The sequence below is a fragment of the Tatumella saanichensis genome (genome assembly GCF_000439375.1).
Classification (GTDB): Bacteria; Pseudomonadota; Gammaproteobacteria; order Enterobacterales; family Enterobacteriaceae; genus Tatumella; species Tatumella saanichensis.
Genome location: NZ_ATMI01000053.1, coordinates 1 through 14,546 on the forward strand (window position 1 = coordinate 1; position 14,546 = coordinate 14,546).

The 14,546-nt window shown below is 50.5% G+C and carries 13 protein-coding genes and 1 other annotated feature; of the genes, 4 read left to right on the forward strand and 9 right to left on the reverse strand.

The features are described 5' to 3' along the window. Window positions 1-512: 512 nt before the first annotated feature. The 3 genes from clpB to rluD all read right to left on the reverse strand — a co-directional run bounded on the left by clpB (window position 513) and on the right by rluD (window position 4,922). Window positions 513-3,086, reverse strand: coding sequence for an ATP-dependent chaperone ClpB (gene clpB / locus DW47_RS0114540; protein ID WP_029687146.1), 2,574 nt, complete (start codon window positions 3,084-3,086; stop codon window positions 513-515). Window positions 3,087-3,210: 124 nt separating this feature from the next. Beyond that, window positions 3,211-3,945, reverse strand: coding sequence for a purine nucleoside phosphorylase YfiH (gene yfiH, locus DW47_RS0114545; RefSeq protein ID WP_029687147.1), 735 nt, complete (start codon window positions 3,943-3,945; stop codon window positions 3,211-3,213). Further along, window positions 3,942-4,922 (reverse strand): 23S rRNA pseudouridine(1911/1915/1917) synthase RluD, encoded by a 981-nt coding sequence (rluD, locus tag DW47_RS0114550; protein ID WP_029687148.1) that lies wholly within the window; start codon window positions 4,920-4,922, stop codon window positions 3,942-3,944. Before rluD ends, yfiH begins: the two co-directional genes overlap by 4 nt. Window positions 4,923-5,049: 127 nt before the next feature. Here rluD and bamD point away from each other — a divergent pair, with 127 nt between their 5' ends. The 3 genes from bamD to pheA all read left to right on the forward strand — a co-directional run bounded on the left by bamD (window position 5,050) and on the right by pheA (window position 7,779). Continuing rightward, a complete protein-coding gene (gene bamD, locus DW47_RS0114555; protein WP_029687149.1) occupies window positions 5,050-5,784 on the forward strand; it encodes an outer membrane protein assembly factor BamD in 735 nt (244 codons plus the stop codon). A 251-nt stretch (window positions 5,785-6,035) separates the two neighbouring features. Next, a complete protein-coding gene (raiA, locus tag DW47_RS0114560; protein WP_029687150.1) occupies window positions 6,036-6,362 on the forward strand; it encodes a ribosome-associated translation inhibitor RaiA in 327 nt (108 codons plus the stop codon). A gap of 96 nt (window positions 6,363-6,458) precedes the next feature. Further along, window positions 6,459-6,585, forward strand: a sequence feature (Phe leader region). Between the two features lie 33 nt (window positions 6,586-6,618). Further along, the gene (gene pheA / locus DW47_RS0114565) at window positions 6,619-7,779 is read left to right on the forward strand and encodes a bifunctional chorismate mutase/prephenate dehydratase (RefSeq protein ID WP_029687151.1); all 1,161 of its coding nucleotides are present in this window, start codon (window positions 6,619-6,621) and stop codon (window positions 7,777-7,779) included. Window positions 7,780-7,825: 46 nt separating this feature from the next. Here pheA and tyrA read toward each other — a convergent pair whose 3' ends face one another. From tyrA to DW47_RS0114585, 4 genes are all read right to left on the reverse strand, one after another. Continuing rightward, a complete protein-coding gene (gene tyrA, locus DW47_RS0114570; RefSeq protein WP_029687152.1) occupies window positions 7,826-8,947 on the reverse strand; it encodes a bifunctional chorismate mutase/prephenate dehydrogenase in 1,122 nt (373 codons plus the stop codon). 15 nt (window positions 8,948-8,962) lie between these two features. After that, window positions 8,963-10,027, reverse strand: a complete 1,065-nt coding sequence (locus tag DW47_RS0114575) for a 3-deoxy-7-phosphoheptulonate synthase (RefSeq protein ID WP_029687153.1) — start codon at window positions 10,025-10,027, stop codon at window positions 8,963-8,965. 301 nt (window positions 10,028-10,328) lie between these two features. Beyond that, entirely contained in the window at window positions 10,329-11,111 is a 783-nt protein-coding gene (locus DW47_RS0114580) for an ABC transporter substrate-binding protein (RefSeq protein WP_029687154.1), read from the reverse strand. Window positions 11,112-11,210: 99 nt separating this feature from the next. Further along, on the reverse strand, window positions 11,211-12,377 hold the full coding sequence (locus tag DW47_RS0114585; RefSeq protein WP_029687155.1) for a methionine aminotransferase: 1,167 nt from the start codon (window positions 12,375-12,377) through the stop codon (window positions 11,211-11,213). Between the two features lie 125 nt (window positions 12,378-12,502). Here DW47_RS0114585 and DW47_RS0114590 point away from each other — a divergent pair, with 125 nt between their 5' ends. Beyond that, on the forward strand, window positions 12,503-13,426 hold the full coding sequence (locus tag DW47_RS0114590) for a LysR family transcriptional regulator (RefSeq protein ID WP_071846663.1): 924 nt from the start codon (window positions 12,503-12,505) through the stop codon (window positions 13,424-13,426). Here DW47_RS0114590 and DW47_RS0114595 read toward each other — a convergent pair. Further along, window positions 13,404-13,928 carry an RcnB family protein gene (locus tag DW47_RS0114595; protein ID WP_029687157.1) on the reverse strand — a complete coding sequence of 175 codons (525 nt, stop codon included), beginning with the start codon at window positions 13,926-13,928 and terminating at the stop codon, window positions 13,404-13,406. The genes DW47_RS0114590 and DW47_RS0114595 overlap by 23 nt on opposite strands. Window positions 13,929-13,969: 41 nt before the next feature. Further along, window positions 13,970-14,425 carry an RcnB family protein gene (locus tag DW47_RS0114600; protein ID WP_029687158.1) on the reverse strand — a complete coding sequence of 152 codons (456 nt, stop codon included), beginning with the start codon at window positions 14,423-14,425 and terminating at the stop codon, window positions 13,970-13,972. Window positions 14,426-14,546 lie beyond the last annotated feature (121 nt).

Below are 14,546 nucleotides of genomic sequence, written 5' to 3' on the forward strand. Positions count from 1 at the left end.
CTGAGCCATGATCAAACTCTTCAATTTAAAGTTTGATTTGCTTAAAACATGTTTAAGCGATGCTCAAGTGTAAAACACTCATAATGAATTTCATTATGAGTTCACTCTTAAGACTTGATATATTTTACGTCCGAGGACGTTGATATCAATCTTGCGAGTGCCCACACAGATTGTCTGATAAATTGTTAAAGAGCGTTGCAACTCAACCGTTTAGGTTGTTGTTGCGAGGTGGCGTATATTACTCTTTTCACCTCAGGAGTCAATCACTTTTTCATGATTTTTTCTCCGGACCGAATCGCTTCAGTCCCTGTCACGCCGCAGCGCATCGCGCTTTGCCGTGTCAGTGGGAGCGCATTATAGGGAGTTAATTTTTTCTGACAAGGGTTTATTTGAAATTAATTTCTGAATGGCGCTTTTTCATACGCTTCGTACTAAAAGACGGCAAAACAGCCTATAAACATAAAAAAAGCGGACGATAAACGTCCGCTTTTTAAGGATACAGCTATTACCGCTTACTGATGGGCGACGATCACACCGTCCTGTACATCCATCTCAATGGTTTTACCTAGCAGCAATTTCCCTGACAGAATCTGTTGTGCCAGCGGGTTTTCGATTTCCTGCTGGATAGCTCGTTTCAAAGGACGCGCGCCATAAACAGGATCGAAGCCGGTTTCACCCAACAGCTTCAGTGCTTCATCACTAATATGCAAGTCGAAGCCACGCTCTTCCAGACGTTGGTACAGTCTCTGCAGCTGGATGCGTGCAATAGAGGCAATATGCTCAGCCCCCAGCGGATGGAACACCACCACTTCATCTATACGGTTAATGAACTCTGGACGGAAGTGCTGACTAACTTCAGTCATTACCAGCGTTTTCATGTCCGCATAGTCCAAGGCACCGAACCGCTCTTGGATCATGTCTGAACCCAGGTTTGAGGTCATGATGATCACCGCGTTACGGAAATCAACGGTACGGCCCTGACCATCGGTTAGGCGACCATCATCCAGGACCTGCAGCAAAATATTGAACACATCCGGATGTGCTTTCTCAACTTCATCAAGCAGAATGACGGAATAAGGACGGCGTCTCACCGCTTCTGTTAGGTATCCGCCCTCTTCATAACCAACATATCCAGGAGGTGCCCCCACCAGTCGGGATACTGAGTGTTTCTCCATAAACTCCGACATATCGATGCGCACCATCGCGTCATCACTGTCGAACAGGAAATCCGCGAGAGATTTACATAACTCGGTTTTACCGACACCGGTAGGCCCCAGGAACAGGAATGACCCTACAGGACGATTGGGATCAGACAGTCCGGCACGGCTGCGGCGGATAGCATTAGACACCGCCTCTACCGCTTCATTCTGACCAATTACCCGCGAGTGCAGTTCTTCTTCCATACGCAGCAGCTTATCACGCTCACCTTCCAGCATTCTGGCTACCGGAATACCGGTCCAACGCGCCAGCACATCAGCAATCTCCGTGTCGGTTACGCGGTTACGCAACATCTTCATGGATTTGCCTTCTGCCTGGGTCGCTGCCGCCAGCTGTTTTTCTAGCTCAGGGATTTTGCCATATTGCAGTTCTGACATTTCAGCCAAGTCGCCAGTACGACGAGCCTGTTCCAGCGCGATACGCGCCTGTTCCAGATCGGCCTTAATATTCTGGGTGCCGCTTAATGAGGCTTTTTCAGCGGTCCACTCCTCTTCCAGTTCGGCATATTCACGCTCTTTCTGGTCAAGTTCAGTTTCCAGCATCTCCAGACGCTTAACGCTGGCATCATCGGACTCTTTTTTCAGTGCCTGCTGTTCCAGTTTTAACTGGATAATACGTCTTTCCAGGCGATCCAGAGATTCAGGTTTCGAGTCAATCTGCATACGAATGCTAGAGGCGGCTTCATCGATCAGGTCGATGGCTTTATCCGGCAACTGACGATCAGCGATATAACGATGTGACAGGTTCGCTGCCGCAACAATCGCCGGATCAGTGATCTGCACATGGTGATGCAGCTCATAGCGTTCTTTCAAACCACGCAAAATCGCAATGGTATCTTCAACAGTTGGCTCATCCACCAGCACTTTCTGGAAACGGCGTTCCAGCGCAGCGTCTTTCTCAATATACTGACGATATTCATCTAAGGTCGTTGCCCCGACACAGTGAAGTTCACCGCGGGCCAATGCCGGTTTCAGCATATTACCGGCATCCATTGCGCCATCCGCTTTACCGGCACCTACCATAGTATGCAGTTCATCAATAAACAGGATCACATTACCTTCCTGTTTTGAGAGGTCGTTCAGAACCCCTTTCAGACGCTCCTCAAATTCACCACGGAATTTGGCACCGGCGACCAGAGCCCCCATATCCAACGCCAGTACCCGACGCCCTTTCAGGCCTTCAGGCACTTCACCGTTAATAATACGTTGTGCTAAGCCTTCTACTATTGCGGTTTTACCGACCCCAGGCTCACCAATCAGCACGGGGTTATTTTTGGTCCGGCGTTGCAGAACCTGAATAGTGCGGCGGATTTCTTCATCACGCCCAATCACTGGGTCGAGTTTGCCCTGCTCTGCCCGTTCGGTCAGATCAATGGTATATTTTTTTAATGCCTGACGCTGATCTTCAGCACCCTGATCGTTCACGTTGTCGCCCCCACGCAGTTGTTCTATGGCTGTGGTGAGTTTTTCACTGCTGGCTCCGGCAGATTTCAGAATATCCGCGAGAGCACCGCGTGAATCCAGCGCAGCAAGAACAAACAGTTCAGATGAAATATAAGAATCGCCGCGTTTCTGTGCCAGTTTGTCGCACAGGTTCAGGACGCGGATCAGGTCTGCAGAGGGCTGGACATCACCATCATTGCCCTGGACCTGTGGTAGTCGTTTTACAGCTTCGGTAATTTTCCCCTGAATTGCCGTTACATCAAGTCCGGCAGAGGAGAGTAAAGGATGCAGCGATCCTCCTTCCTGAGCCAGCAGTGCGCTCATCAGATGAAGAGGTTCGATAAATTGGTTGTCATTGCCGAGGGCCAGCGATTGTGCATCAGCCAGCGCCTGTTGAAATTTATTAGTTAGACGATCCAGACGCATAATTCCTCCTGTTAAAGGTCGAAATGCTACTGGAGATTAAATGAGGCCTGTGGCCAACATATTCAAGTTTTCCGACCTAAAAAATAAGAAAAACTACACAATCAGGATCGTCCGAGGGCTAAGGTTATAACAGCCATACCAAAGTTGCCAGACGTCCGGTCACCCTCTCGCGACGGTAGGAGAAAAAATCATCACTTCCGCTGTAAGTGCATAACCCGCCACCGAAGATCTGTTTAACCCCAGCCCGATGGAGCCGCATACGCGCCAGAGACCAGAGATCCGCCAGATATTTCCCGTCCGCCGTGGCGGTAAACGCCTGTGTGGCCGCACTGTCTTGCGCCAGAAAGGCTGCGCGGACCTCAGGGCCAACTTCAAATGCCTGAGGGCCGATGGCCGGTCCCATCCACGCCAATATTTCACTGGCCGGTACCCGAAAGCCTGCCAGCGTATTTTCCAGTACCCCATTGCACAGGCCACGCCAGCCTGCATGGGCGGCGGCGACTTGCAGTCCGTCTGCCGAACAGAAAATCACGGGCAGACAATCCGCCGTCATGACGGCACAGACCTGACCGGTCTGTGTGGTAGTCACCGCATCAGCGTCAGGCACAGAATTGGCATTACCCGGTAAGGTGACCAATTGGGTGCCGTGCACCTGATTTAGCCAGTGTGGCATGGCCGGTAAACCCGCCAGTGAACAGAGTTGGCGACGGTTTTTCTCGACAGTAGCAAGGTCATCCCCCACATGGGCGCCAAGATTCAGGCTGTGATAAGCCCCCTCACTGAAACCACCGTGCCGGGTTGTTGAGCAAGATCTGACCCGTGCCGGTGCCGGCCAGTCAGGGATGATCAATGTACTCACAGCCAGTCCATTTCATCGCGATGCTCAGCGGTATCCGCCTTCAGCGCATCGATCAGCTCAACCATATCCTGAGGTAATGGCGCATGCCATTCCATTTCGATACCGGTAATCGGGTGATACAGGCGTAACATAGTGGCATGCAACGCCTGACGGTCAAACTGACGCAGTACCGCGATAAATTCATCAGAGGCATTTTTCGGCGGGCGAGGACGACCACCATACAACTGATCACCGACTAGCGGGTGCGTCAGGTGTGACATATGCACACGGATCTGGTGAGTACGGCCCGTTTCCAGACGCAAGCGCAGACGCGTGTGCGCACGGAAATGTTCCATGATCCGGTAATGAGTAACCGCCGGTTTACCCATTGGATGCACACTCATATGAGTACGCTTGGTCGGGTGGCGAGCAATAGGCTCTTCGACAAAACCGCCCGCCGTCATGGTCCCAATTGCCACCGCTTCATATTCACGGGTGATTTCGCGGCGCTGCAGGCTATCCACCAAGTGGGTCTGCGCCGGAACGGTTTTTGCTACCACCATCAGACCGGTGGTGTCTTTATCCAGACGGTGAACAATTCCGGCACGGGGCACATCGGAAATCGCCGGATAATGATGCAACAAGGCATTCAGGACAGTGCCATCAGGATTACCGGCTCCCGGGTGGACCACCAGATTACGCGGTTTATTAATCACCAAGATATCGTCATCTTCATAGACAATATCCAATGCGATATCCTGCGCTTCCCAGCGCTGTTCCTCTTCAATTTCGGCATCAATGCTGATCTGCTCACCGCCGAGGACTTTTTCTTTAGGAATAGTGATCACTGTACCGTTAAGCGTGACCCGGCCCTGCAAAATCCACTCTTTTATCCGCGATCGTGAATAATCAGGGAACAATTCCGCTAAAGACTGATCTAAGCGTTGTCCAAGTTGCGCTTCGGAGACTGTCGCGGTGAGTTGTACTTGTTGTGCCATATAAGCTTCTTTCGTTAACGTTGGGTTTTACGGCAAAGCCGTTTACTATAATGTGCTATCTTAGCTGATCATCCATGGATGCTTCATAGAAAGCTTCCGCTAAAACTTTGAGGATAACCATTTCGTCATGACGCGTATGAAACATCTGGTGGCCGTTGCCACTCTGGGCCTGGCACTGGTAGGGTGTTCCGGCTCTAAAGACATTGTCCCGGACAACCCTCCTTCAGTGATCTATGCAACCGCCCAGCAGAAACTGCAGGACGGGAATTTTAAAGCGGCCATCACCCAATTAGAAGCGTTGGATAATCGTTATCCTTTCGGCCCTTACTCACAGCAGGTGCAGCTGGATCTTATCTACGCCTATTACAAAAATGGCGATATGCCAATGGCGCAGGCCACTATCATCCGCTTTATGCGGCTGAATCCTACGCATCCTAATATCGACTATGTCATGTATATGAAGGGCCTGACAGACATGTCTATGGATGACTCTGCCCTGCAACACTTCTTTGGTATTAATCGTTCAGACAGGGATCCGGCTTATGCCCGTCAGGCATTCACCGATTTCTCACAGCTGCTTCAGAGTTACCCAAACAGCCAATATGCCGCCGATGCAAGACTGCGTCTGATCGCCTTAAAGGACCGTTTGTCTGTACATGAACTGTCAGTGGCGCAATTCTATACCAAACGCGGGGCCTATGTCGCGGTTGTTAACCGTGTACAAGATATGCTGAGTAATTATCCAGACACTCGTGCTACCCGTGAAGCCTTACCGCTGATGGAAAATGCCTATCGCCAGATGCAGTTAACCGCGGAAGCAGATAAAGTTGCCCGCCTGATTGCGGATAATCAGAAACACTGATTTATTCAGGCAGATTGACTTTTAAACGACAAAAAGCAGCCAATCGGCTGCTTTTTTTATGACCTTATCCCATCAATAATGGCCGGAAAATTATCCGGATTCAATCACTATTTGCCATTTCCTCAGGAAACTCTGAGAATTTTTGCAATTAATCCTACGCCACTTTATTTTGTGATCTAGATCACATTATTATTGTTCTGTAACGTTAATCTGAATATCAATTCAATGGTAACGACAGAGAGGTAAGCAACATGATGATCAACATCACCAGCAAACAAATGGACATTACCGACGCTATTCGTAGCCATGTTGAAGACCGCCTGACCAAGCTCGAAAAATGGCAGACCCCGCTGATCAATCCGCATATTGTTCTGTCGAAAGAGCCCAGTGAATTTGTGGCCGATGCCACCATTAATACGCCGAATGGCCCGCTGGTCGCCACCGGCCGACATAACGATATGTATGCCGCGATTAATGACCTGCTGGCCAAACTCGAACGCCAGCTGAACAAAGTTCAGCATAAAGGCGAAGCCCGTCGTGCCTCTGCCAGCGTGAAAGACATTATCCCGGCTGAATAATTCCATAAGTTTACAGACGCGCCCACCGGGCGCGTTTTTTATTGACGCGCTACCTGCCAGAAGTTACTCTCAGAGTCTATTATCTAGGGATTTTACTATGCAACCTCTGATGTTTTTCTTCTCATTCTTTTTTAACCCCCACTGACCCTGGGAGAGGTTTCGTCCTGTAAGAATGAATGAGAAGACGAACAGAAAAGCCTCCCAATCGGGGGGCTTTTTTATTGGGTATAAAATAACAGGAACACAGGTGACAGAGATGAGTGCAGAGCCCTCTTTAGACCAGTTACGGGAAAAAATTACCCGTCTGGATGAACAGCTACTGACCTTGCTGGCAGAACGTCAACAAATAGCCGTGGCCGTCGGCAAATATAAAATGACAACCCACCGCCCGATCCGTGATATCGATCGGGAAAAACAACTCCTGGAAAAGCTGACCGAAAAAGGTCGTAGCCTGTCACTGGAAAGTCACTACATTACCCGTGTCTTTCAGCTCATTATTGAAGAGTCAGTATTAACTCAACAGGCATTGCTGCAGAAAGCGTTAAATCAGTCTCAGGAAAACAGCGCCAGAGTTGCATTTCTAGGCCCTAAAGGCTCTTACTCTCACCTGGCCGCCCGCCAATATGCTACCCGCCATTTTTCCCATATGACCGAAGTAGGCTGCAGTAAGTTTGCCGATATTCTGCAACAGGTGGATGCTGGTCTGGCTGACTATGCGGTGTTGCCGCTGGAAAATACCAGCTCCGGCTCAATTAATGATGTCTATGATCTGCTGCAACATACCCGTTTGCATATCGTCGGTGAAATTACCTTGCCTATCGACCACTGTGTACTCGTCGCCGAACAGACATCGCTGGACGATATCACTACCGTTTACAGCCATCCACAGCCATTCCAGCAATGCAGCCAATTCATTAACCGCTTTCCGCATTGGAAAATTGAATATACCGAGAGTACTGCTGCTGCCATGGAGAAAGTGGCAGAGTTACAGGATAACCGGGTAGCTGCCCTCGGCAGCGAGGCCGGTGGCGGGCTTTATGATTTACAGGTTCTGGAGCGCCAACTGGCCAACCAGCAGCAGAATATGACCCGTTTTATCGTACTGGCACGCAAACCGGTACGAGTATCGGATCAGGTTCCAGCAAAAACCACCTTACTGATGGCAACTGGTCAGCAATCCGGTGCCTTAGTGGATGCACTGATGGTGCTACGCAAGCAAGGGCTGGTAATGACCAAGTTGGAGTCTCGTCCCATCCACGGCAATCCGTGGGAGGAGATGTTTTACTTGGATGTTCAAGCCAATATTCACTCCTCTGAGATGCAGCAAGCTCTGGAAGAACTGACGGCCCTTACCCGCTTTATTAAGGTGCTAGGCTGTTACCCCGGAGAAGATGTGATACCGGTCAATCCAAGCTAATCAAAAGGGCACACAATAGGTGCCCTTTTTGCTGGTCGCATTATGCTTATTGACGTTTATCATTGGCGGAGCGCAGCAGTCCACGGCTTTCGGCTTGGAAGGAGCTGGCGTAATCGCCAAACCAGTGAGCAATACGCCGGAAGCTATCAACAAACTCGGCTTTATCGCCGGTTTCTAATACGCTTATCGCTTCACCAAAGCGTTGATAGTAACGTTTTATCAGCGCCAGATTACTTTTTGACGACATAATAATGTCTGCGTATAGTTGCGGGTCCTGAGCAAACAGCCGCCCGACCATCGCCAGTTCCAGACGGTAGATCGGCGATGATAATGCCAGTAACTGCTCCAGATCGACGTTCTCTTCCGCCAGATGTAAACCATAGGCGAAGGTGGCAAAATGGCGCAGTGCCTGAATAAAGGCCATATTCTGGTCATGCTCTACCGCACTGGTTCGATGCAATCGAGCCCCCCAAACCTGGATCTGCTCTAATAGCCATTGGTACGATTCTGGCTGACGTCCATCACACCAAACGACCACCTGTTTGGCTAAACTCCCTGAATCTGGTCCGAACATCGGGTGTAAACCCAGTACTGGCCCAGAATGGGCAGCCAGCATCGCCTGCAACGGCTTATTTTTAATCGAACATAAATCCACCAACAAACAGTTTTCCGGCAATGGCGGCAACTGATGGATCACCTTCTCCGTAAGGTGCACAGGGACACTGATCACCACCATTCCGGCATCCGCCAGCAATTCCTCGGCCCGCGGCCAATCGTCTTTCTCCAGCGAGCGGACGTGATAGCCAGACAATGTCAGCATTTTACCGAATAACCGGCCCATCTGCCCTTCCCCGCCGACAATCACTACCGGCCCGAGATCTGGATTAAGAGTTTTAAAACCTTTGTCGTTCTCACTGGAATAGGACTCGCGCATTACCCGGCGCAGTACATCCTCAATAAGATCAGCCGGAACCCCCAACTGTTCCGCTTCCTGACGTCGAGAGGCCAACATACTGGCTTCACGCTCCGGCACATAAATAGGTAATCCATAACGGCTTTTGACTTCACCGACTTCTGCTACCAATTCAAGGCGCCTGGCCAGCAATTCCAGCAAGGCTTTATCTGTTTCATCAATTTTATCGCGCAGTGCGGTCAGCTCAGCCACCATGACTTAAAACACCCCTTATAACGCCTGCAACGCGGTACACATATCCTGATGTATATCGTGCAACAAGGTCTCTGTTGTTTCCCAACTGATACAGGCATCAGTCACCGAGACACCGTAGCGCATCTCTGCCCGTGGTTGTTCCGAAGACTGATTCCCTTCATGAAGATGACTCTCAAGCATCAGACCCATAATGGCACGGTTACCGTCTTTGATTTGTGCCATGACGGATTCAGCCACCAGAGTCTGACGGCGGAAGTCTTTATTCGAATTCCCGTGGCTACAATCTACCATTAATGCCGGTTTCAGACCCGCCTTCTGCATCTCTTTTTCACAGGCCGCAACGTCTTCTGGCCCGTAGTTCGGTACTTTTCCGCCACGGAGGATCACATGCCCATCCGGATTACCGCGGGTCTGTAACAGCGATACCTGCCCTGCTTGGTTAATCCCCATAAAGCGGTGTGGCATTGCTGCGGCTTGCATCGCATTGATAGCCGTACTCAGGCTACCATCAGTACCGTTTTTAAAGCCGATTGGTAGGGAGAGGCCGGAGGCCATTTCCCGGTGGGTCTGAGATTCAGTGGTACGGGCACCGATCGCTGCCCAACTGAATAAATCGCCGAGGTATTGCGGGGTATTCGGGTCCAAAGCTTCGGTCGCCAGCGGTAATCCCATTTCTACCAACTTAACCAATAATTCACGTGCAATTTTCAGCCCCTGCTCAACATCGAATGAGCCATCCATATGTGGGTCATTGATAAGCCCCTTCCAACCTACGGTGGTACGCGGCTTTTCGAAATAGACCCGCATCACTAGACAGAGGCTATCGCTGTAACGATCGGCCAGCACCTTGTAGCGTTGTGCATACTCAATAGCCGCGTCAGGATCGTGAACAGAGCAAGGACCACACACCACTAACAGGCGCTTGTCACGCCCTGCGATAATGTCAGAAATTACCTTCCGCGAAGCAGAAATCTGCTGCTGCTGCGCGTCGCTCAGCGGAAACAGTGCTTTTAGCTGATCCGGGGTCATCATTACCCGCTCTTCGGTAATGTGTACATTATTCAGTGCATCTTTTTGCATGATTAGCATCCTGTTGTATGACGGCTCTTGCCTGACGCGGGTTAGCGCAGAGACAGCCTACCACAGAGAGTAAAGTTTTCAATCCATCGGTGTACCATAATGTTTACAGCTGGCATTTAATATCGACCAAATACAAACAAGTGTAAATATTACTTTGCAACCTTAATGGTAACTGTTTGAAATAATTGATAGCTGAGATTTGAAAACGATGTTTTTTTTTGCGGAGAAAACAGCGAGTGGATATGAAAAGAGGTCAGGGAAAGAAGAGGCCCTGTGCAAGGGCCTCAGTCAATTAAACAGATTACGGCTTCACGCTGACATCAATACCTGGAAAGTATTTAGCCGCCAGCTTGGTAACCGTACCGTTTTTCTGCACGGTAGTAATAGCGCTGTCCAGTTCCTGCTTGAGTGCTGTGTCACCCTTACGCAGACCATAACCAATTCCGCTGCCCAGGATGACATCGTCTTCCAGAGGTTTGCCGACAAAAGCAAAGCCTTTACCCTGCGGCTTATCCAAGAATCCGGCTTGGCCCGCGGCAGACATCACTACCGTTCCATCAAGACGACCGGCTACCATATCGTTATACACTTGGTTCTGATCTTGGTAAGAGACGACATTGACCCCCTGACGCTCCCAATGCTGTTTGGCATAGGTTTCTTGGATAGAGCCCTGCAATACACCAATATTCTTCCCTTTCAGAGAGCTAATATTGGCATCTTTAATAACCCCGGTTTTAGCCACCAGCATGGTCGGGATACGGTAAATCGGCTGAGTGAAATCAATGCTCTTTTCACGCTCGGCCGTGATGTTCATTGAAGAGTTGATCGCATCAAATTTTTTCGCTTCCAGCGCCGGTATCAGGGCATCGAAGCTGCTTTCAACCCATTGACACTTCACTTTTGCGCTCTGGCAGATCGCATTACCTAAATCGATATCAAAGCCCTGTAACTGACCTTGGGCATTACGGCTTTCAAATGGCGGATACTGCGATTCCAAACCGTAACGTAATGTTCCCTCCGCAAAGGCATGGAATGCGGTACATAGGCCTAAGGCCACCCACACGGCTTTCATTTTATTTTGCATAGTCCTGTAACCCTGATAGTGATGGTTATTATTTTTCCCAGTGACGGGTAGTGATTGTGATCGGTCGTGGGCCTACGCTCTGCCAGGCCCGTGGGCGCATCACAGCATGAAGCGACACAGTGCTTCAGCACCTGCCAGTAAGGTGTTATCGTCCTTAGCAAATGACAAACGGATAAACTTGTTATCAGTACCGTCGGTATAGAAGGCTGACAGAGGAATAGTCGCCACACCGCACTCGGTAATCAGACGCTTAACAATATCACTGTCCGCATCCTGACTTAAATGTCCGTAACCCGCCAACATAAAAAAAGACCCTTGTGACGGCAGCAGTTGGAAAGGAGAGTCCACCAACAACGATGCCAGTAAATCCCTTTTCTTTTGATATAACGCAGCTAAGCCCAGATAATGTTCCGGATGTTGCAGGTACTCTGCGAAGCCCCATTGCATTGGTGTATCCGCGGAGAACATCATAAACTGATGGATTTTAATCACTTCATCCATAATGTCGGCTGGAGCCAAGCAGTAGCCTACCCGCCAGCCCGTCACATGGAAGGTTTTACCAAACGATGAAACGATGACGCTACGCTCTGCTAACGAGGGGTGAGTCGCCATGCTGAAATGTTTATGACCATCAAACAGCACATGCTCATACACTTCATCAGACAAGATCACGATATCGGTATCCCGTGTTAATCTATCCAGTTGCTGCAGATCGTCCGCGGTCAGAACCTGGCTACCAGGGTTGTGCGGACTGTTAATAATGATCATCCGCGTTTTCGGCGTAATGGCCGCTGCCACCTGCTGCCAGTCAATCCTAAACTCCGGCACCGTCAGTTTCAGGCCTACCGGCGTCGCACCCTGCAGGCGGACGATAGGCGCATAGCTGTCGAAGGCCGGTTCAAAGAAAATAACCTCATCCCCCTGATGAACCAACGCAGAAATCGCCATAAACAACCCCTGGCTGGCACTGCCGGTGACCAGGACCTCGCTACCCGGATCATAGTCACGGCCATATAACGCGCTGACTTTGCCGGCAATTTCCTCACGTAAGACCAATAATCCCGCCATTGGTGCATACTGGTTATGGCCCGCCTCCATCGCCTGGCTCACTGCACGTACCAGCTGGGGATCGCAGGGGAAGTTTGGGGCACCCTGAGAAAGATTGATCGCCTTGTGTCGAGCCGACAGATCGCCGATCACCGTAAAAATGGTAGTCCCGACATCTGGGAGCTTGGAAGACAACGACACAGCGGAAGGGATAGACATTATTCACTCCTAAGTGATGGCGACAGTGAGCTTGGAATAATGAGCTATTCAACGGCTACACCAATAGGAGCACAAGCGAAATGTTGGCATAATAGCCATGAGTTTTTTGCATAGCTGAGGGAGCCATGTCTAGACGCGACTTACCCATCAACGGACTACAAACATTTTTGGTCACCGCCCGTTACTTAAACCTAACTCGGGCGGCGACAGAGTTATGCATTACTCAGAGTGCGGTCAGTCGGCAAATCATTGCATTGGAAGCCTGGTTTGGCTTTCCATTATTTCATCGTCATGCCCGTGGTCTGACACTGACCCCTGGGGGAGAACGTCTATTACCCAAATTAGGTTCGTTACTGGAACAACTGTACCGTCTTACCGATGATGTCCGACAAGCACCACGTCAGCTACGATTGAAAGCACCAAGTTGCGCGATGCGCTGGCTAGTACCGAAACTGGTCAGTTTCGAACAACAGTATCCGAATATTCATGTGGCGCTGACCACCACCCTCGACCACCGACGCCGGCTGGAAGATTTTGATGCAGCCATTATCTATGGCCATGATGAAAACGAAGGGACCAAATTATTCGATGAAGAGCTAACACCGGTGATGGCCAGCCATTTTTCTTCTGCTGATCCTACTCTGGCCCTACAGCAACTTACCTTTTTACATCCGACCCGTGATACCCGTGACTGGCAACTGTGGCTGAAGCACAGCCCCCTAAAAGCTACAATGTTGCGCAACCAGCACTTCGATACCATGGATCTGGCACTGAATGCCGCCTGTCAGGGGTTTGGGATTGCGATTGCGGATATTCGCCTTGCAGAGCCTGAAATCACGCAGGGACGGCTGGTAGCCCCTTATACACAAAGAGTAAGAACCGGGGCGTCTTATCGGTTATTACAGCCACCGGAAAGTGTTCAGGATGAGAATCAGCAACGGCTAGTTCATTGGTTAAGTCAGGCAGATAGACAAATAACGGGCAGTAAAAAGCCCACTCAGGTCTTCCTGGCGGGCTTTGATGGCGTTAGTGCTGAAACGCCTGATTGAGGATAATTGAGGTGATTACCCCAGTGGCAATAGCCACTAACACATAGTTGCCGTTGATATACGACCAACGGTTACCCGGTGGGGGGGCCGGTAAGCCGCGTCCGCGCCAGTCATCAACTCGATAGTGCGGGCCGTAGAAGCCAGCAGGCATCGGCCGCCCAGGAGCGAAGCGATGACCGCGCCAGGCGAAATCACCGCCGTGACGATGTTCATGCCAACGCGGTCCACCGCCTGGACCGCCATGCGGGTTGCCAAAACCACCATGATGGGGACCGTCGGCAAAGCGATCAGCGCCACCATAAGGACCAGAAGGACCGCCATGATGTCCACCTGGACCACCTTGCTCCCCTCCCGGTCCACCATGATGTCCGTCATGACCACCACGGGGACTACCACCGTCCTGATGCCACGGGCCTGGCTGATCAGCACTGGCTGGGAAAACGCTCAGTGCGCTGCTGACTAACACAGTGGCACTCAATAGCGCACAGGTAAGTTTTTTCATCGTTTATCCTCCGGAAATGGTGATCCGGTGTACTTCATTTATCAGTGCGAGACCGCACCGTTAAGAATAATTGAGGTAATAATGCCAGTGGCCGCCGCCATCAGGACATAGTTACCGTTAACCGCCGCCCAGTAGTGCCCCTGAGGTGGCTGTGTCAGGCCACGCGCACGCCAGTCATTAACACGGTATTGATCACCACGGTAAGGTTTTGGCATCGCATGGCCACGACGGAAATTGTTGCCGTGGAATTCAAAGCGCTCACCCTGACGGAATTCGCGATGCTGCTGAGGACCGTGGTCCTGGGAGCGGTGTTGTTGCATCCCTTGCATCCCTTGCATGCCTTTCATTCTCTGCATATCGCCGTGAGGTTGTCCCTGTTGCGCAGCATGCGGTAGCGGCTGCCCTGGTTGATCACCCGGTTCAGCCATCGCTGACGTCATCACAGCACCATTAGCAATCAGTAAACCGGTCAATAAAGCCACTGTTGTACGTTTCATCGTATTTATTCCTTTATCAAGAGATGCTTATCACTATGAGGGATGGCCGACCGGAAAACAGGAAGAAAAATCCTGGATTAAAACCGCAGAGTGTGAGGATCCATTGCAGCAAGGAGTGTTT

Coding starts and splice junctions, on each gene's coding strand:
- DW47_RS0114575 (WP_029687153.1), bottom strand. CDS start 10,027: ATGCAAAAAGATGCACTGAATAATGTACACATTACCGAAGAGCGGGTA.
- DW47_RS0114580 (WP_029687154.1), bottom strand. CDS start 11,111: ATGCAAAATAAAATGAAAGCCGTGTGGGTGGCCTTAGGCCTATGTACC.
- bamD (WP_029687149.1), top strand. CDS start 5,050: ATGACGCGTATGAAACATCTGGTGGCCGTTGCCACTCTGGGCCTGGCA.
- tyrA (WP_029687152.1), bottom strand. CDS start 8,947: ATGGTGGCTGAGCTGACCGCACTGCGCGATAAAATTGATGAAACAGAT.
- DW47_RS0114590 (WP_071846663.1), top strand. CDS start 12,503: ATGTCTAGACGCGACTTACCCATCAACGGACTACAAACATTTTTGGTC.
- clpB (WP_029687146.1), bottom strand. CDS start 3,086: ATGCGTCTGGATCGTCTAACTAATAAATTTCAACAGGCGCTGGCTGAT.
- raiA (WP_029687150.1), top strand. CDS start 6,036: ATGATGATCAACATCACCAGCAAACAAATGGACATTACCGACGCTATT.
- rluD (WP_029687148.1), bottom strand. CDS start 4,922: ATGGCACAACAAGTACAACTCACCGCGACAGTCTCCGAAGCGCAACTT.
- DW47_RS0114595 (WP_029687157.1), bottom strand. CDS start 13,928: ATGAAAAAACTTACCTGTGCGCTATTGAGTGCCACTGTGTTAGTCAGC.
- DW47_RS0114600 (WP_029687158.1), bottom strand. CDS start 14,425: ATGAAACGTACAACAGTGGCTTTATTGACCGGTTTACTGATTGCTAAT.
- DW47_RS0114585 (WP_029687155.1), bottom strand. CDS start 12,377: ATGTCTATCCCTTCCGCTGTGTCGTTGTCTTCCAAGCTCCCAGATGTC.
- pheA (WP_029687151.1), top strand. CDS start 6,619: ATGAGTGCAGAGCCCTCTTTAGACCAGTTACGGGAAAAAATTACCCGT.